Source organism: Arthrobacter sp. SE2, assembly GCF_058244265.1.
In genome coordinates this window covers 288,972-306,483 of record NZ_JBZAYA010000004.1, presented here as the reverse complement: position 1 = coordinate 306,483, position 17,512 = coordinate 288,972, and the positions used below count along the sequence as shown (strand labels likewise).

Below are 17,512 nucleotides of genomic sequence, written 5' to 3'. Positions count from 1 at the left end.
AGGTATTCCATAAAACGAAAGAAGAAGAGTGTGGCCGATCAGCGCAGCCCCCAGTGGTACGAGGGATCCGACCGGAACGCCTACATCCATCGGGCGTGGATGCGACGCGGACTCCCGGCCAGCGCGTTCGACGGACGGCCCCACATCGCGATCGCCGGCGACTACATGATCCTGGATGCGCCGAACCGGGCCCGGTCCATCGACGTCCCCCAGGACGAACTCGGCCAACGCCGGCCTAACCAGGCCGCGATGGCCGGCTTCCCCGCCCCGACGCGCAGCTGGGAAAAGCTCTATGTCGACCACGTCATGCAGGCGGACACCGGGGCGGACCTGGACTTCCTGCGCGGATTCAGCGTTCCTGAGGTCTCACGTGAATCACACTGACACGCCTCGCCCGGCACGCCTGCCATCCGTAGACCCGCACCTTCTGGCAGCCCTTGAAGCAGCAGCCCCTCGCCAGCTGCGCTCTCGGGCGACCGACAGGCTGGCTTACGCGCACGACGCGTCGCACTATCTCCTGACCCCCCAAGCCGTCGTCACCCCCGATGGGATCGCGGACATCTCGAGGCTGCTGCGTGCCAGCAGCGAACAGGGAACGCACCTGACCTTCAGGTCAGGCGGAACCAGCCTAAGCGGCCAGTCCGCCACTGTCGGCGTCCTTGTGGACAGCCGCCGAAACTTCAAGGACATAGAAGTGCTCGACGGCGGACTGCGCGTCCGCGTCCAGCCCGGCGCCTCAGTGAGCCAGGTCAACGCCCGCCTCGCCCAGTACGGGCGAAAACTCGGCCCCGACCCCGCCAGCGAAGCAGCATGCACCATCGGTGGGGTCATCGCCAACAACTCCAGCGGCATGGCCTGCGGCACAGAGTTCAACACCTACCGGACCCTCGAATCAGCCGTCATCGTCCTGCCCAGCGGCACAGTCATCAACACCGCGGAGAAAGACGCCGACGCCCGGCTCCGTCACCTCGAACCGGACCTGCACACCGGGCTCCTCAGGCTTCGCGACCGCGTCCGGGGCAACCCGGCCTCGATGCGGACCATCGCGAAACTGTATTCGATCAAGAACACGATGGGATACGGCCTCAACTCTTTCGTCGACCATGACACGGCCGTCGACATCCTCGCCCATCTCATCGTGGGAAGCGAAGGCACACTCGCGTTCATCGCCGAGGCAACCTTCCGCACCGTTCCGGCCCTGTCCCGGCACTCAACCGCTCTCCTGGTCTTCGACACCCTCGCCAGAGCCACCGGCGCCCTGCCTGGCCTCGTCGCCTCCGGCTTCGCCACTGTAGAACTGCTGGATGCCACCTCGCTCCGCGTCGCACAACGCGACCCCCAAGCCGTCGAGCTCCTGCGTGCGCTGCGTGTAGACCGGCACGCTGCCTTCCTCGTCGAACACCAGGCCGATTCCGCAGAGATCCTCACTGAACTCGTCGAGGGAAGCCGGACGCTGCTCGATCGGCTTCCGCTGACGACCCCCGCAGCCCTGAGCCAGGACCCCGGTGACCGGGCTGCCCTTTGGCATATCCGCAAAGGGCTCTACGCAGCCGTGGCCGGCAACCGCCCATCAGGCACCACCGCGCTCCTAGAAGACATCGCCGTGCCCGTCCCGGCACTGCTGGACACCTGCGAGCAGCTCGTCGGACTCTTTGACACGCACGGCTACGAGGACAGCGTCATCTTCGGCCACGCGAAGGACGGGAACATCCACTTCCTCCTCAACGAACGCTTCGGCGTAAAGGACGGGGTGGACCGCTACGTTGCCTTTACCGAGGAGATGGTTGACCTGGTCCTCAGCCACGACGGCACACTGAAAGCCGAGCACGGAACCGGACGGATCATGGCCCCCTTCGTTCAGCGCCAGTATGGCGCCGAACTCTACGATGTCATGCAACAGATTAAGAAACTGTGCGACCCCACCGGGCTCCTCAACCCCGGAGTCCTGCTCAACGAGGACGCAGCCTCACACATTTCAGACCTTAAAGTCACCCCCACCGTCGAAAAAGAGGTCGACCGCTGCGTCGAATGCGGCTACTGCGAGCCGGTCTGCCCCAGCAAGGACCTCACTGTCACGCCGCGGCAGCGGATCGTTCTGCGCCGGGAAATCGCCGACGCCAAAACCTCTGGGGACACTGCCCTCCTCAAGGAACTCGAATCCGAGTACCAGTACGACGGCATCGACACCTGCGCGGTGGACGGCATGTGTCAGACGGCGTGCCCGGTCCTGATCGACACCGGCGACCTGGTCCGCAGGCTCCGCGCCGAACAGCGGACCGGCATGGAGCAAGCTGGCTGGACACAGGCAGCCAAACACTGGGACGCCGCCGCCAAACTCGGCGGAATTACCCTGAGCGCGGCCAAGAAACTTCCCCCGGCACTGGTCACTGGTGCCGCACGCGCAGCACGCAGAGTGCTCAGCCACGAGACCGTACCGCTCTGGGAGAAAGACCTCCCGGCAGGTGGCACAGTCCGCGAGACGAAGTCAGCAGCGGCCCCCCTCGCTGTCTACTTTCCGGCCTGCATTGGCACCATGTTCGGCCCGGCAGAAAACGCACCCGGCGTCAGCACAGCGTTCCTGAAACTCTGCGACCGCGCCGGCATCGAAATCACGGTGCCCGAGGGAATCGCGAGCATGTGCTGCGGCACGCCATGGAAGTCCAAAGGCCTCACCAGCGGCCTGTCCGTCATGCGCCAACGCATCCTGCCGGCGTTGTGGGAGGCCAGCGGGCACGGTGAGCTTCCCATCGTTTGCGACGCAGCATCCTGCACCGAAGGACTTCAAAAGCTCACGGACTCCGCAAAGACTGACTTCCCGGGCCTGCTGATCGTGGACGCTGTTGCGTTTGTAGACCGGCACGTCCTCCAGAACCTTTCGGTCACCACTCCCCTGACGTCACTGGCACTGCACCCGACATGCTCCTCAACCCAGCTCGGGACCAATGACGCACTGTCACGCATCGCATCCAGGATCGCCGGTGACGTGGTCATTCCCGAGGACTGGGGGTGCTGTGCCTTCGCCGGCGACAGAGGCATGCTCCACCCGGAACTGACCGCATCCGCCACCTCCCGCGAAGCACAAGCAATCGCCACCAGAAGCTTTGACGCCTACGCCTCGACCAACCGGACCTGCGAAATCGGGCTCACCCGGGCCACCGGCCATCAATACAGCCACCTGTTGGAAGTACTCGAACACGCAACCCGGCCGTCCACCCTTGTGACGGCCACGCCGAAGGGAACCAGATAAATGCCGACCAACTCCATCATGGACGCCGGGCCAGCCCCACCCGCCGCCCGCTGGGGAATCCTGGGCACAGGATTCATCGCCGGCGTGCAAACCAAGGACCTGCTTGAGAACGGGTTCACCGTTCAGGCCGTCGGCTCTCGGAACATGGAATCAGCGCGGACCTTCGCCGCACAGTTCGACCTCCCGGCAGCCCACGGGAGCTATGAGCAGCTCGTTGCGGATCCGGACGTCGACGTTATCTACATTTCCACGCCACACACTTTCCACTACGCCCACGCTCTGCTTGCCCTAAACGCGGGTAAACACGTCCTTGCTGAGAAACCGTTCGCCATGAACGCAGCGCAGGCACGCGAGGTTGCAGAGCTCGCAGAGTCCAAGGGACTCGTTGCCGTGGAGGCAATGTGGACCCGCTATCTCCCCCACATGGTCAGGATCCGCGAGGTGATCAGATCAGGAGCCCCCGGCGACGTCCGTACCGTGATCGCTGACCATAACCAGAACCTGCCCAAGGATCCTGCCCACCGCCTCAACAACCCCGCCCTGGGCGGAGGGGCACTGCTGGATCTCGGAATCTATCCTCTTCGGGGCCCCTGTCACCGTCCATGCAACCGCCAGCATGACTACCACCGGGGTGGGCCGGCAGACAGCCATCATCTTCGAGTACAAAACGGACAAACAGGCACTGCTCCACTGCGCGCTCGACACGTCCGGACCAAACCGGGCATCCATCATCGGCACAGCAGGCAGGATCGACATCGGTCCTGCCTGGTACACGCCCTCACCCTTCACCCGATACGACGTCGACGGAAACATCATCGAGCGGTTCGAGCAGCCGGTCCAGAGCAGGGGAATGCAGTACCAGGCCGGCGAAGTCGAACGGCTGATCCGGGCAGGCGTCACAAAGGGCGACGTCTTGCCGCCAGGTGAAACCGTCGCCATCATGGCGGCGATGGACCAAGTTCGAGTACAGATCGTGCTCAGCTACGAAAGCGAGAAAGTCAAATGAAGTCAAGAACAGCAGTGATTACCGGCGGGTGCAGCGGACTCGGCGCCGCCGCCGCTGAACGCCTGACCGCCGAGGGCGTCCGAGTCATCACCCTTGATGTGGCAGACAGTGCGGACATCGTCGTGGATGTCGCGGATCCGGAAGCCGTCGCAGCGGCGGCCGTCCAGGTCGGCAGCGCGGACATCCTCATCAACTGTGCCGGCATCGTCGGCCCGAACAAGCCCCTCTGGGAAGTCTCTGACCAGGAATGGCGGAAAGTGTTCGCTGTCAACGTCACCGGAACGTTCAACCTGTGCCGGGCATTCGTCCCTGGAATGCGGGCGAAGGGATGGGGCAGGATCGTCAACTTTGCCAGCATGGCCGGCAAGGACGGCAACCCGAACCTTTCGGCCTACTCCGCATCCAAGGCAGCTGTCATCGCCCTGACCAAATCCCTGGGCAAGGAACTGGCAACAAGCGGAATATTGGCCAACGTCGTCACCCCGGCCGTCATAGAAACGCCCATGAACGACGACACCTCCCCGGAAGTCCTCGCGCACATCACGGGCCTCATACCGATGAAAAGGGTCGGCCGCCCTGAGGAAGTCGCAGAACTGGTCGCCTGGCTTGCCTCGGACAAAGTCAGCTTTTCCACCGGAGCGGTCTACGACATCAGTGGCGGACGAGCTACCTACTAACCAAGGGAATTTATGACAGCGGACCCAGTTCATGGTAGCCCTCTCCACTCGCGAACTGCGTGAGGTGTACTGGCAACCGGCGTCACTGTGATGGACCTTCTCCGGGACGGCGTTCGGGCCTGCCCCGACGCCAGAGCGCCGTCATCAAGGTCGTCAGGACCATATCCGTGTCTTGATCGTGGAGCCGTGCCAGCCCGCGAGGGCCCGAAAAAGACATCGATCGAGAACGCCACGTAGACCAACCCGGACCACGTTCTGACGTAGGCGTAGGGTCGGACGCCAGCGCCCTGTCAGTCATTTTCGACTGGTGGGTTACTGCTGTCCGCCCTCCGAACCGCACGTGCCCATTCCTGAGCATGATCACGCCATTGGTCCATGGCGTGGGGATTCGGGCTCCGCGGTATTAGTAGCGCGTCACTGGGACCTTCCATGCCTGGAAGAAGCCGATCCCTTCGGCGCTGATTTCCCATCTGGGTTGGAAGCGCCGCACCAAGGTGCACCCGCCAGTGACTTCTTGGGTGGATAGGTGGAGACCGCTGTTCTCGCGCCATGACCCCTCATACGGCGGCGCTGGATGTGCCACCCGTGTGGGGGCATCGTCCGGACTTCGTCTTCATGTACTGCTCGACGGAGCCGTGCGGGTGTCACCAACAGCCGGGTACGCAGTTCAAGTCTGCCACTCGATCGCGGCGACGGCCTCGCCGAAGATCTGCACCGTCGCGTCGATGTCGAACTCGGTGTGTTCCGTCGACAGATACCAGCGTCCGCCCGGAAGCGCGAACACGCCGCGACGCAAAAGCTCGACGAGAAGCAGATCGTAGTTCCCGATGTCGGCCGCCATGAATTCCGAGAATGTCCGAATGGCCGTTACGCCGAGAGCACACTGCACAACCGGGCCAACCTGATTGGTCGCTCCAGCGACGCCGTGGCGCTCAAGTTGGTTTCGAAGGCCTGATGCCAAGCGTTGGCCGAGGACCTCGAACCGCTCGTACGTTCCCTCCTGTTTCAGAACGTTGAGCGTTGCCACGGCGGCGGTCAGGACAATCGGATTTCCGTTGTAAGTGCCTGCATGGACAACGCCGCCCTGGGTCAGGTCGAGCAGCTCGGACTTGCCGACCACAGCGGACAGCGGCAATCCACCCGCAATCGCCTTGCCGAGGACCGCGAGATCGGGCACGACGCCGTATTTTGCGACCGCCCCGCCAAACGCGACGCGGAAACCGGTGATCACCTCGTCGAAGATAAGGACGGTTCCCGTTTCCGTGCAAATCCTGCGCGCACCCTCGAGAAAGCCGTCGGGTGGCTCGATCACCCCGGAATTGCATAGCACCGGTTCCAGAAGGACCGCTGCGATGTCCGATCCGTCGAGGGCTGCCTGCAAGCCCTCGAGGTCGCCCCATTCGAGGACAACCGCATCACGGCTGGCATTTTCCGACTGTCCCAACGATTCCACCCCGTTGGGCCTCCCCGGACATCGATTTCTGTAGCCGACCAGAACCGGATCCGTCCATCCGTGATAGTGTCCGGCGAACTTGACGAATTTCTGTCGCCCGGTGGCACCGCGAGCGACGCGCAGGGCGATCTGGGCCGCCTCGGAGCCGGAGTTGGACCAGACGAGCCTGTCGAAGCACGGATACGCTTCGAGCACCGCCTCGGCAGCGAGATACTCGAACTCGTGCCCAGATCCGTAGGTCGCCCCATGTGCGACCTGTTCCTGCACCGCCTTGACCAATGCTGGGTGGCCGTGGCCGATGATGTCCGGTCCCCAGCCGAGCACATAGTCCAGATAGCTGTTTCCGTCGAGGTCGGTCAAGCGCGCGCCGGCGCCGCCGCTGAAGAAGATCGGATGAGGCCGAGCCTGGGCTCGCAAACCCGTCGAAACCCCACCGGCGAGTGACCGCTTCGTTCGCGTCCATGCCTCCATCGACCGGGGCCATTCCGTCACCAACATCAGGAGCCGCTTTCTACTTGTTCGCCAACATCGGAGAGAATGGGCCGCACCGGCGCGGATCGCCTGATCCCTCGCCCGGCCTGCGCGCCGGTCAGCTGACCATCGCGCAGCACGCATACACCGTTTACCAGAACAGTGTCGATGCCGACTGCGGGAGCGGTCGGATCGTCGTAGTCCGCCATGTCCTGAACCTTGGCGGGGTTGACGAGGGCGATATCGGCCTTGTATCCGGGTTTCAGTTGTCCTCGGTCGCCGATTCCGTGCCGGGCGGCAGCGTTGGCGGAAAGGTGCTGACTAGCGGCTGCCCACGTGAAGTCACCGCGTTCGCGGGTAAAAGTGGCAAGCGTCTTGGCGAATGCCCCCCAGCCCCTCGGATGCGGACGCGATCCCATGTAGATTCCGTCCGAGCCGACCATGTGTGAGTCATGGCGCATGACCGCCGCCAGCTGTTCAACGGGCCGTTCATTCGGGAATTCGAAGATCGCGACAACCGCCAGCTGAGACAACGCCAAGAGTTCAAGGCAGAACTCCATGGGGTCCTGAGCAACGCGGGCCGCGGCCGCTTGAACAGTCATACCCTCTGCCCACGCCATCTCAGGACTGCCAATGTAGGACAACAGGGTTTGCTCCGCCCAGAGTGGGCCCATGTCCGCCCTCGTCGAGATGGCCTCGCGCTGCGCTTCGGCGATCTCCTGGCGCTTGACCGGGTCTGACAGCACCGAGATGACATCCTCCTTACCCCTGCCCATCACATCGGCGGGCAGGATCGGCATGGCCAGCAGGGAACTACCTCGCAGGTACGGGTAGCTGTCGAAGCTCAGATCGATCCCGTCTCGTATTGCTTGGTCGACAAGCGGCACGACCACATCCTGGGGTCCATGAAAGTGCGACACATGCACACTTGCGTTGCTCACTGCGATGATCTCGCGGATTTCATCCATGCCGACGTGCGCATTTTTCTCGTAGCCGCCCCGCATGTGCGTCACGTACAGCGCGTTGGCCACCTTGACCGGAACGGTCAATTGAGCCAGTTCCGTCGCATCCGCGAACAGTCCCGGAACGTAGTCGAGGCCGGTCGAGAGCCCGAGCGCACCGTCGTCAAGCGCCTCGGCCACCAGCTCGACCATCATCGCGAGTTCGGCCGGTGTAGCCCGGCGATCCTCCATGCCCATGATCTGGTGCCGTACAGTGCCGTGTGGCACAAGGTATCCGACGTTGACAGCAGAGGTACCGTCGTAGGTCGCGAGCAAGTCGGACACCGTCGAGCCGCGGTAACTGGGGTGCGGACCGTTCAATGCGCCGAAATAGTCGGACGCATATGTTCCGTCGCCTGGAGCGTACGAGACCCCATCTTGCCCGGCGATCACCGTGGTCACGCCTTCCCGAAGCAGGGCCAACGCTACGCGGTTGTCAAAGACCGAGCCGTCCGCGTGACTATGGGCGTCGATGAATCCGGGCATGACCGCCAGCCCCCGGCAATCGATCTCCTCGTCCTCAGCTGAGGCCTGGTATCCGGGCGGTTCGATCGCTTCGATGCTATCGCCTCGAACGACCACATCGCCGACGAATTCCTGGCCTCCGGTCCCGTCGACGATGAGGCCACTTCTCAACACGATCGCGTTCATCGCTTCGCCAGAGTTCTCGGACCACCTGCAACAGCGGCCAAACGATCAAACAGTTGATCCATCTCCACCTGCGCAATTCCGTCGAAGTCGAAGTCTGCGGGTTGTCTGCGGTACTCGTGATCGATGATCCCCTGCTTGACCAGAAGGTACTTCTCGACAGCCACGTAGGAGTCTAGGCTGCTCAGCGACGCCAGCAGGGGCACCACCGCGGCGTTCAGTTCGTAGGCCCTCGCGAAATCTCCAACGTTCAGCGCCCGCCACAATGCCGAGATCGCCCAGATCAGGTCGGGGCCAGGCATTGTGCCGACGATTCCGCGTCGGAAGCTCTCCAACAGGGCGACTCCGCCGCTGCCCTCGAACACTCTTGCCTCGCCGCCCGTGATCTCGAGAAGTTTCGACAGGCGGGGCCCGAGGGGCTGCGCCTCGGGCTTGAACATGACGCGTTCGGGCCCGTATTCCGCCAAGAGTTCGGCCAGCAGGTCGAGACTGATAGGCGTCCCGAGGTAGCCGCTCGCATCCTGGATCACGGTCGGCAGCTGGTCAGCTGCTTCGATGATGGACTTGTAATAGTTCCGCAATTGATCGGTTCCCGCGGAGACCGTCAGCGGAGGATTCGCCATAACAGCGCTCGCGCCACTCCGCACGGCGTGCTGGGTGTAGCGCACAGCCTGATCTGTAGATTCGGCACCGACCGACAGCACAGTGTGTTTGCCGCCAGAAACTCGCCCGACCACCGCCTCGCCAAGCTCCAGCCGCTCCCGATGCGTCAGCCTCGGCAGTTCAGAGACCATAGCCACCACAACTCCGTCGGCGCCGTTGTCAAGCAGCCAGTCGATCTCCCGATTGAGCCCGTTCCTATCGAGCTCGAGAGCTTCGGTGAAGGGTGTGGAGATAACCGGCAGTACGCCCGAGAGTGAGCTCATCGATCCATTCCTTCGGCCTTAGAAGTAGGCAGCCAGATGACGGCATCGATCTCGATGTCGAATCCGATCAGGTTGCATTCGGTAGTGGTGCGAGCGGGAAACGGTCGAGCGAAGGTTCGGGAGCAAACGTCATCCCAGATGGGAAAGTCTCGCTGGTCGCGTAGATAGGCGCCGATCTTCACGGCGTCTTCGATTCGACCACCAGCGGCTTGCGCGATGGCGCTGATGTTCGCGAGGGTTGCCGTGGCTTGCTCTTCGAACGTTGTGCCGACGAGCGCACCGGTTGAGTCGAAGGGGCCTTGTCCTGATACGAAGAGGAATTCCCCGGCCACGATGCCCTGGGAATATACTCCACTCGGCGTCGCGGCGTCACTGGTAAGGACTTCAGTTCTCACTCGTTCTCCTTGTTTCTCGTTGCTTATCGCTGCTGTGCCGGGCTGGCTCAGAAGCACGTTTCGATGAATTCCGTCACTCGAGGGTTCGGGACGTCGGGGTCGTCGATGACTGGGATGGTCGACCATTTGTCGAACGTGGTGCAGGGGTGCGATAGCCCAAGTCGCACCACGTCGCCGATGACGATCGGGCTGTCTGGGGCGATCCGCAGATACGCGTGCTGGTCGTTGAGATCGAAGATGTGCGCTCCGACGAGCGCGCTGTCGGGTCGCCAAATTCCGTCGTGCTGCACGCGCTGAGGAACGGGCATCCCCTCATCGAACGAGATGTCTCGCCTGCCTACATCGAGTAGGGCCAGATCGGGCTGCGGCCTGCTGAGCACGCGCCCCCAGACGTGCATGGCGGCGACGAGGTCCGGACCCTCGCCTCTGGTTTGCGGTGCGATCTCCTTATATATCCCGTCGTCGTGCACGACATATACCCCCGGTCGCAGCACGACCACAGTCGTGGACCCTCCGCGGGTGAGGGCTTCCGGCGCAAGCTCGGCAGCCACGCGGTCGAAATAGGCACTTCCGCCGGCGGAGATCACAACCTCAGTGCTCTCGTAAAGGTCAACGAGACTGTGGTGGATCTCCACCAACTCGCGAAGGTAACGGCTTACCTCAGCGAGTTCGTGCGAGTCGGCCCCGTGAGCGATCACCCCTTCGTAGCCGGCTACGCCCACGAGCCGCGCAGCTGGTGTGGCGATGACCGCCTCGGCAACGTCGCGGGCCCGGGCCTGTGAGCGGACGCCGCCTCGGCCGCCAACAGATCCGACTTCGATGCAGACATCGATCGGCGGGGCGCTTCCGTCGTGCTGCGCAGACATCGCATCCACTCCCGCCACTGAGTCCACCCAGCAAATGACCCGCCAATCCGGGTCTGCTGTACGCTGCGCATACACCCAGCGCAGCGCAGCGGGATCGATGATCTCGTTCGCCACAATCACTCGGCGGATCCCGGCTTGCCGCGCTACACGGAGTTGGGCCGGGTTGGCCACAGTGATCGCCCACGCCCCGGCAGCTAGCTGCTGGTTCCAGATGCTTGGCGCCATCGTGGTCTTGCCGTGTGGCGACATGGCGAGGCCCCGGGTGGCGCACCACTGTGCCATCGCACGGATATTGTGCGCCATGAGGCCCCCCGTGATCGTCGCGACAGGGGTAGAGAACGCTTTCAGGCGGAGTTCGTCGCCCGCGCTGGCCGGTTCGAACGGGTAGGCCTTCGGGGGGAATCTGCTGGTATTGCTCGTCATCTTCGTGTCCAATCTGCAGTGACCTGAGCTTCAGTGATCCAGCAGCCGCGCCAAGAACTCCCTGGTGCGAGTCTGGGTCGGATTGTTGAAGATCACGTCCGGCGCGCCCTCTTCCAGGATGCGTCCGCCGTCCATGAAGATCACTCGATCGGCGACTTCTCGAGCGAATCCCATTTCGTGAGTTACCACGAGCATGGTCATGCCCTCCTTCGCGAGCGAGCGCATGACCGTCAGCACCTCACCGACTAGCTCGGGGTCTAGAGCCGAGGTCGCCTCGTCGAAAAGCATGATCCGTGGATTGAGCGCAAGTGCGCGTGCAATAGCGACCCGCTGTTGCTGTCCACCGGACAGGTTCGCCGGGTACGCGCTCTCGTGGTCGCCGAGACCAACGGTCTTCAGCAGCGCTTTCGCTTTCTCGGTGGCTTCGGACCGGCTGAGGTTCTTCGCCTTGACCTGAGGGAAGACCACGTTCTGAAGTGCCGTCATGTGAGGAAACAGGTTGAAGTGCTGAAACACCATTCCCACTTCTTGGCGAAGGTGGGCCGATAACCGAGTAAGCGCGCGCTTTTCACGTTTCCCGCTGCCTCCACGTTGGGTCACTGTTCCTTCGACCAGGATCTCGCCGTGTTGAATCTGTTCGAGGCCCGCAACGCAGCGCAACAGGGTGCTTTTTCCGCTCCCGCTCGCGCCGATCAGTACGACGACACTTCCTGTGGCCACCTCGAGGGTGGTGTCCTGAAGCACCGTTCGACTGCCGTACGCCATGGTGACCTGTCGCAGCTCGATTGCGTCGGATTCGTTGATCACTGTTCTCGCTTCCGTCCCGCTCATCGAACACTCGACTTTCTCAATTGCTTTTCTAGCCTGCCTATGCCGCGTGTGAGGGGGAAAGCGACGATGAAGTAGGTCACCGCAAGCAGCGTGTATACCTCAAGCGGCCGAAACGTCGAGGTCGCCAACTGCTGCGCTTGATAGGTGAGTTCAGGAACAGCGATGACCGACAGCAGGGACGAGTCCTTGACGAGGCTGACGAACACGTTTCCTGTTGCTGGGAGCATCGAACGAACAGCCTGCGGAAAGACGATGCTCCAGAACGTCGTCGGACGAGAGAGCCCGAGAACGAATGAGGCGTCGCGTTGCCCGCTCGGCACCGATTGGATTCCTCCGCGGAAGATCTCGGCGAGGAACGCGCCCGCATTCAGCGACAGGGTAATCACGCCGGCCACGATCGGTCCGAACGAGATGTTGAAAAGTATCGGCACGACATAGAAGACCCAGATCAGTTGAACGAGCGCAGGCGTCGTTCTGAAGAACTCGATATAGGTGTACGCGAGGCCAGATAGCAGCTTCTGATTCGACATGCGCACCGATGCGACAACAAGCCCGATGACGTTGCCGAACACGAGTGCGAGTACGGACACCAACAACGTGTAGAGAAGACCCCGCCCCATGATTTCGAGGGACTGTGGGCTCAGGACAGTAGCCCAGTCCCATGTGTATGAGGCCAGCATCCCGACTTGAGTCATCAACATGCGGCGCTCCCTGTACTGAAACTCGCGTACATCACGTGATCAACCCTTCAGCGAATTCGCGACCGTCAGTGTCGATTTCGTCAGGTTTGTAAGGTCACCGTTCGCCTTCTCGGCTGCTATGAACCTGTTGAGTAGGTTGAGAAGAGTCGTGTCGCCTTTCCGCACGGCGAACCCGATCTGCACCGGATCGATACCATCCGGTGCGGAGCCGTAGTTCGGAATTGACGAAAGGGAGAACTCGTTCTTGATGGCTGGTGCCAGGTAGCTGGAATCCACCATGACATTTGCCCGACCTGAGGTCACCTCTGTCGCCAGAGTGGCAACGGAAGCGTTTGGCAGCGATCGAAGAGTCGCGTTTGGCAGGAGCTTCTTCGTCGCCGCTTCCTCCGCCGAACCGGTGATCGTGGCGATGGTCACCGACGAATTGTTCATGTCCGCCACCTGCTTGTACTTGGAGTCTGCCGGGACGAAGAACATCGCTCCCGCTGCGCTCACCCCGTCGGAGAAGTCGACAGCTTGTTTGCGGGCGTCCGTAGCGTTGATGGGCTGCACCATGTCGTATTTGTCCGATTGCAGGCCGGCGATCATCGTCGTGAAGGAGGTGGGCACGAATTCGATCTTGACCTTGGCGTATTCACCGAACTTCCTTGCCAGGTCGGCCGAGAATGACGTCCACTCTCCAGTGCTGCTGTCCAGGATCATGAAGGGCGGCCCGGCAGCGGCACCGACTCGCACGACCGTGCCGGCCGGCAACGTAGCACTAGCCGACGGCGCCTCGGCCGCACCTCCCGCCGTGCCGCATGCAGATAAGCTCGCAATGATGGCCGCGGCAGCGACCAGATGTGCAATGCGCTTTGACGATTTCATACCCACTCCAAACGTTGAATTGACGGTTGACGATCTGCCGATGGCTGTCCGAGCACACATCGTGCGCCGGATTGTGCCTTCAGCACTTCATTGAAGTTGTTCGGTACTACTGAACGCGATTCTGTAATTCTGCGTCTCATCGTCGCGGCAGTAGTGGTAGATGTCAACCAGACTTCCTAAAATTTCAGGCATGTTTCATTTTGATAAGCGCTGTTTGAGGACGATTATTCAAGAGAAGACGAGCCCTGACCGGTCGGTGACGGAGCTTTTTTGGATGCGCGAGACCAACCGCAGGTCGGAATGTTTTGAGCAATGAGCGCCATGGTATTGTTCACCTAGACTGAACAAGAATTTGCGAGATGTTGTACTGCGCCGCTGAGAGCGCGAAGGAGGGCAAGTGGATGGTCTCGACCCCCGCTACGCCGTGCGTAGCGTTGCTAGATCTATTGAACTTCTCAAGGCGATTGAAAAAGACCCAACCGGCGAAGACAGCACAGTCACAAGACTCGCGCAGACCGTCGGCATGTCGAAGGGGAGCGTCTATTCGACGTTGCAGACTCTCCTTGCGTACGGCTTGATTTCCGACCGCGGTGAGGGAGCCTCCCGGATGTATCGGCTCGGACTCGGCCTCTTTCGGCTGGGACAGAGCGCGACTCGGCAATCGACGGTCGCTGACGTGAGCACGCCTGTCCTGTCGTCGCTCATGAAGGCGACTGGTCTGACCTCTCGGGCTGCCGTCCTCGACGGCGATTGGGGACTCGTCGTCGCATGCGTGTACGCCCCGGGTGCTATCCGTCTCGATCTGCGACTCGGTGAGCGCGAGTGGCCTCACTGCTCCGCCGTCGGGAAGGCGCTGATGTCTATGCTCAGCGACTCGGAGGCAAGGCAGATCGTCAGCCGCCTCGGTATGCCGAAACATACGAGACGAACAATCACAGACATCGACCAGTTCGTGGAGGAATTGGCAATTACACGTGAACGAGGCTACGCCGTGGATGACGAGGAGGACGCCGACGGCATCACCTGCATCGCAGCTCCCGTCCTCGATGCCGCAGGAAAGCCCTACGCCGCGGTGAGTGTCACGGGACTCAAGGCCGACCCGTCCCTTGAAAATACCCAGGCGGTCGCGGCCATGGTCCGCAGTCATGCGGATACCCTGTCGACGCTCGTGCGCGGCGGCGACTAATCAGGCACAGGTCAGCACGACCCACCGAGAACAACCGTCCACACGACGGATCAGTAACGGAGGAGGTCTCCCTGCGTCGGGCCGGATCAGCAGCCATCGTGTGAGCCCAGATTTCACCGGTGGCAGGCTTCGGCCCAAGGCCCCGCTTCCCCTGCCTGGCCAGCCCGGGGTAAAGGACATCACCGCCGGGGACCCCGGCCCCGAAGGGTAGATGATGCCCTCGGCAATCATCCTTCTGGCAGGAAGAGCTGTGCGTAATTTCCAGTCCACTTTATTCAACGACTAACCTGTCGAGTTGGGAGAGCGCCCAATCTTGGTTGCCCCTATTCTCAGTTCTGCGCTTCAGTCGCTCAATAGGCCTGCCAGGCAGGTTTATTTGCGTGGGCGTACTGGTAATAGTCCGTGTGCTCGAGCTGTGAGGCCGCAGACGTGTCGACGAGGACGGTCGCGTGGGGGTGGAGTTGGAGCGCCGATGCCGGGCACGCGGCCGTGACGGGGCCCTCGGCGGCTGCGGCGACGGCGCGGGCCTTCGCTTGGCCAAGGCCGATGAGCAGGAGATGACGGGCCTCGCAGATTGTCGCGAGCCCTTGGGTTAGGACGTGGTAGGGGACGTCGTCGAGGCTCGGGAAAAAGCGCGCGTTGTCCAGGCGCGTCTGCTTGGTCAGGGTCTTAATCCGGGTTCGCGAGGCGAGCGAGGACATTGGCTCGTTGAATCCGATGTGGCCGTCCGTTCCGATGCCCAGGATTTGGATGTCGACGCCGCCCGCAGCCTGGATCGCCGTGTCGAAGCGGGCGGCTTCGGCCTCGGGGTCCCTCGCTTGGCCGTCGATGCTGTGGACAGCCGTGTCGTGGAAGTCCACGTTGTCTGTGAACTCGCGCCGTATCACCGAGCGGTATGACTCGGGGTGGTTGGGCGGGAGACCCAGATACTCGTCGAGGGTGAACGCTTCTGCATCGGCGAACGAGAGGCCGGCGTCGCGATGGCGACGGATCAGTTCTTCATAAGTGGCGAGGGGTGTCGATCCTGTGGCGAGTCCTAGAACGGTGCGGCCCTTTTCGAGGCGGGCTTGGATGATGTCGGCGGCCGTGCGGGCAACCGCGTCGGCGTTGGGGAGGATGATGATCTCCATCGTGGGCCAGCTCCTAGAGTGAGGTCAGTTCGGGACGTGGGTGGCTTGGGCGGCGCGTACGAGGTCGCCGGCGAGGGCGTAGGTGTCAGTGGCAGCCCTGCCGACGACGATTGCGCCAGCCCCCGTTCGTAATCCTGCAGCGACGTCGGTGGGGGTCGCGTAGCGTCCTTCTCCGATGACGAGGCGGTCGGGATGGGCTTTGGCGAGAATTTCCAGCGCTGTCAGGTTGGGGCCGTGAGCCCGGACGTCTTGGCGGGTCTCTGGCACGAGTGTGGTGGCGAGAAAGTCGGCGCCGGAGGCGATGGCCGCCGGCCCTTGAGCCGGGTCGCTGAGGTCTGCCATGACAATGAGGCCTCGTTGCTTTGCGTGTGCGATGACTTCGGCGAGGGTCTGGCCGCCGGGTCGGGGGCGGCCGGTACCATCGAGCGCTACAATTTGCGCTCCGGCGTCGGCGACGATGTCCACATCGTGGGTGGTTGCGGTGATGTAGACGTCGCTGTCGGGGTAGTGGTGTTTGCGGATGCCGATGATGGGCAGTGCGCAGGCGGCCTTGATGGCGGCGATGTCGAGTGCGCCTTCGGCGCGGATGGCAACGGCACCTGCTTTCTCGGCGGCCTGCGCCATGCGGGCCATGACATGGGGGTCGCGGAGGGGGCTGCCTTCGGGGGCTTGGCAGGAGATGATGACTCCTCCGCGGAGTCCGTGTGCGTTGTCCAAGTGGTTTCCTTTCATGGTGTCCTTGCCTCGCTGGCGAGGGGGAACAGGGAGTCGAGGGAGTCGAGTTCGGCGAGCTGTTCGGCGCCGTCCAGGGATGTGCCTGCCGGGGAGGTGCGGCTGCATTCGGGGAAGTCCTCCCGCAACCGCCGCGTAAGCGTTGGCTCGAGCAGGTCGATTGCGGCCGTGATTCCTCCGAGCAGCGTGTACTCGCAGTTTGGCCCGAGGCCTGCCCGTGTTGCGGCCGCTGAGACGGCTCTTGCGATGTGCTCCGCGGCTTGGTTCCAGATCCCTTGTGCGGCGGGATCGCCTAAGCGCGCGGCCTCTGCTACCGCAGGGGCGAAACCGGCGACAAGGGCAATGGGGGACTCGGCAGCTGCGACGACGCCTGGAAGGTTCTCGATCGGACCGAACTGCTCGATGGCGGCGTCGAGCAGGGCTTGTGAGCTGGGGCGCCGCCCGTCTGCTGCGCTGAAGGCAGCGATGAGCCCTTGGCGGCCGATCCACCAGCCAGCGCCGTCGTCTCCGATCATTGCCCCGGCGCCGTCGACTCGGGCTGTTCGGCGCTCGGGGCCGAAGCCGAGGGCCACGAGTCCGGTACCGACGGCGGCGATGGCCCCTTCCTTGTCGCCCCGGGCGCCGAGGTAGGAGGTGAGGGCGTCGTCGGCCAGGACCAGCCGTTGCGTGCCAAACCGCTCCCCCAGAAGCCGCACGGACGGGGAAGGATCGGGCGAACGCCCGTGCAGGCCGGTCAGGCCGCCGACGATGATGTCGAAGCGGGAGTTGCCGGATCTCCGGGCTGCTTGGTCGGCGAGGTCGAGCAGGAACCGGTGCAGGGGCTGGCCGGGACGGTACCCGGGGGCGGTGAGTTCACATTCCAGTGCTGAACCTGAGCGCACCCGCACGCGGACCCCTCCTTGCCCGAGGTCGAAAGCCATCGTTCTCCGGTTTGGCCCGTTGCGCTGTCCTG

The 17,512-nt window shown here is 62.9% G+C and carries 15 protein-coding genes and 1 pseudogene; 5 read left to right on the top strand and 11 right to left on the bottom strand.

All coding sequences use genetic code 11. The features are described from left to right. The first annotated feature begins 30 nt into the window (after window positions 1-30). The 4 genes and pseudogenes from AC4CS3_RS08230 (at window position 31) to AC4CS3_RS08215 (ending at window position 4,930) form a co-directional block, all read left to right on the top strand. Entirely contained in the window at window positions 31-384 is a 354-nt protein-coding gene (locus tag AC4CS3_RS08230; protein WP_490782995.1) for a hypothetical protein, read from the top strand. Further along, a complete protein-coding gene (locus AC4CS3_RS08225) occupies window positions 371-3,247 on the top strand; it encodes an FAD-binding and (Fe-S)-binding domain-containing protein (protein WP_490782994.1) in 2,877 nt (958 codons plus the stop codon). Before AC4CS3_RS08230 ends, AC4CS3_RS08225 begins: the two co-directional genes overlap by 14 nt. Next, window positions 3,248-4,253: pseudogene (locus AC4CS3_RS08220) on the top strand (Gfo/Idh/MocA family protein). It begins immediately after the preceding gene. Beyond that, on the top strand, window positions 4,250-4,930 hold the full coding sequence (locus tag AC4CS3_RS08215; RefSeq protein ID WP_490782993.1) for an SDR family NAD(P)-dependent oxidoreductase: 681 nt from the start codon (window positions 4,250-4,252) through the stop codon (window positions 4,928-4,930). Before AC4CS3_RS08220 ends, AC4CS3_RS08215 begins: the two are co-directional and overlap by 4 nt. 667 nt (window positions 4,931-5,597) lie before the next feature. Here AC4CS3_RS08215 and AC4CS3_RS08210 read toward each other — a convergent pair. Genes AC4CS3_RS08210 through AC4CS3_RS08175 form a run of 8 tightly spaced genes read right to left on the bottom strand, consistent with a single transcriptional unit; the run spans window position 5,598 to window position 13,512 of the window. Then, window positions 5,598-6,875, bottom strand: coding sequence for an aspartate aminotransferase family protein (locus tag AC4CS3_RS08210; RefSeq protein WP_490783056.1), 1,278 nt, complete (start codon window positions 6,873-6,875; stop codon window positions 5,598-5,600). 5 nt (window positions 6,876-6,880) lie between these two features. After that, window positions 6,881-8,506 (bottom strand): N-acyl-D-amino-acid deacylase family protein, encoded by a 1,626-nt coding sequence (locus AC4CS3_RS08205; RefSeq protein WP_490782992.1) that lies wholly within the window; start codon window positions 8,504-8,506, stop codon window positions 6,881-6,883. Beyond that, window positions 8,503-9,429: a dihydrodipicolinate synthase family protein gene (locus AC4CS3_RS08200; RefSeq protein ID WP_490782991.1), complete on the bottom strand. Its 927-nt coding sequence runs from the start codon at window positions 9,427-9,429 to the stop codon at window positions 8,503-8,505. Before AC4CS3_RS08200 ends, AC4CS3_RS08205 begins: the two co-directional genes overlap by 4 nt. Then, window positions 9,426-9,824, bottom strand: coding sequence for a RidA family protein (locus AC4CS3_RS08195; protein WP_490782990.1), 399 nt, complete (start codon window positions 9,822-9,824; stop codon window positions 9,426-9,428). The genes AC4CS3_RS08200 and AC4CS3_RS08195 overlap by 4 nt, the downstream gene beginning before the upstream one ends. A 47-nt stretch (window positions 9,825-9,871) precedes the next feature. Then, the gene (locus AC4CS3_RS08190) at window positions 9,872-11,113 is read right to left on the bottom strand and encodes an alanine racemase (RefSeq protein WP_490782989.1); all 1,242 of its coding nucleotides are present in this window, start codon (window positions 11,111-11,113) and stop codon (window positions 9,872-9,874) included. Between the two features lie 30 nt (window positions 11,114-11,143). Continuing rightward, complete coding sequence (locus tag AC4CS3_RS08185) at window positions 11,144-11,920, bottom strand: amino acid ABC transporter ATP-binding protein (RefSeq protein ID WP_490782988.1); 777 nt, start codon at window positions 11,918-11,920, stop codon at window positions 11,144-11,146. Window positions 11,921-11,940: 20 nt separating this feature from the next. Beyond that, entirely contained in the window at window positions 11,941-12,645 is a 705-nt protein-coding gene (locus AC4CS3_RS08180) for an amino acid ABC transporter permease (RefSeq protein ID WP_490782987.1), read from the bottom strand. Window positions 12,646-12,684: 39 nt separating this feature from the next. Beyond that, window positions 12,685-13,512 (bottom strand): substrate-binding periplasmic protein, encoded by an 828-nt coding sequence (locus AC4CS3_RS08175; protein WP_490782986.1) that lies wholly within the window; start codon window positions 13,510-13,512, stop codon window positions 12,685-12,687. 397 nt (window positions 13,513-13,909) lie between these two features. Here AC4CS3_RS08175 and AC4CS3_RS08170 point away from each other — a divergent pair, with 397 nt between their 5' ends. After that, window positions 13,910-14,698: an IclR family transcriptional regulator gene (locus AC4CS3_RS08170; protein ID WP_490782985.1), complete on the top strand. Its 789-nt coding sequence runs from the start codon at window positions 13,910-13,912 to the stop codon at window positions 14,696-14,698. Between the two features lie 350 nt (window positions 14,699-15,048). Here the strand turns inward: AC4CS3_RS08170 and nagB are convergent, their stop codons facing one another. Genes nagB through AC4CS3_RS08155 form a run of 3 tightly spaced genes read right to left on the bottom strand, consistent with a single transcriptional unit; the run spans window position 15,049 to window position 17,447 of the window. Continuing rightward, window positions 15,049-15,828: a glucosamine-6-phosphate deaminase gene (gene nagB, locus AC4CS3_RS08165; protein WP_490782984.1), complete on the bottom strand. Its 780-nt coding sequence runs from the start codon at window positions 15,826-15,828 to the stop codon at window positions 15,049-15,051. A 24-nt stretch (window positions 15,829-15,852) separates the two neighbouring features. Further along, a complete protein-coding gene (locus AC4CS3_RS08160) occupies window positions 15,853-16,545 on the bottom strand; it encodes an N-acetylmannosamine-6-phosphate 2-epimerase (protein ID WP_490782983.1) in 693 nt (230 codons plus the stop codon). A gap of 11 nt (window positions 16,546-16,556) precedes the next feature. Beyond that, entirely contained in the window at window positions 16,557-17,447 is an 891-nt protein-coding gene (locus tag AC4CS3_RS08155; protein ID WP_490782982.1) for an N-acetylglucosamine kinase, read from the bottom strand. Window positions 17,448-17,512 lie beyond the last annotated feature (65 nt).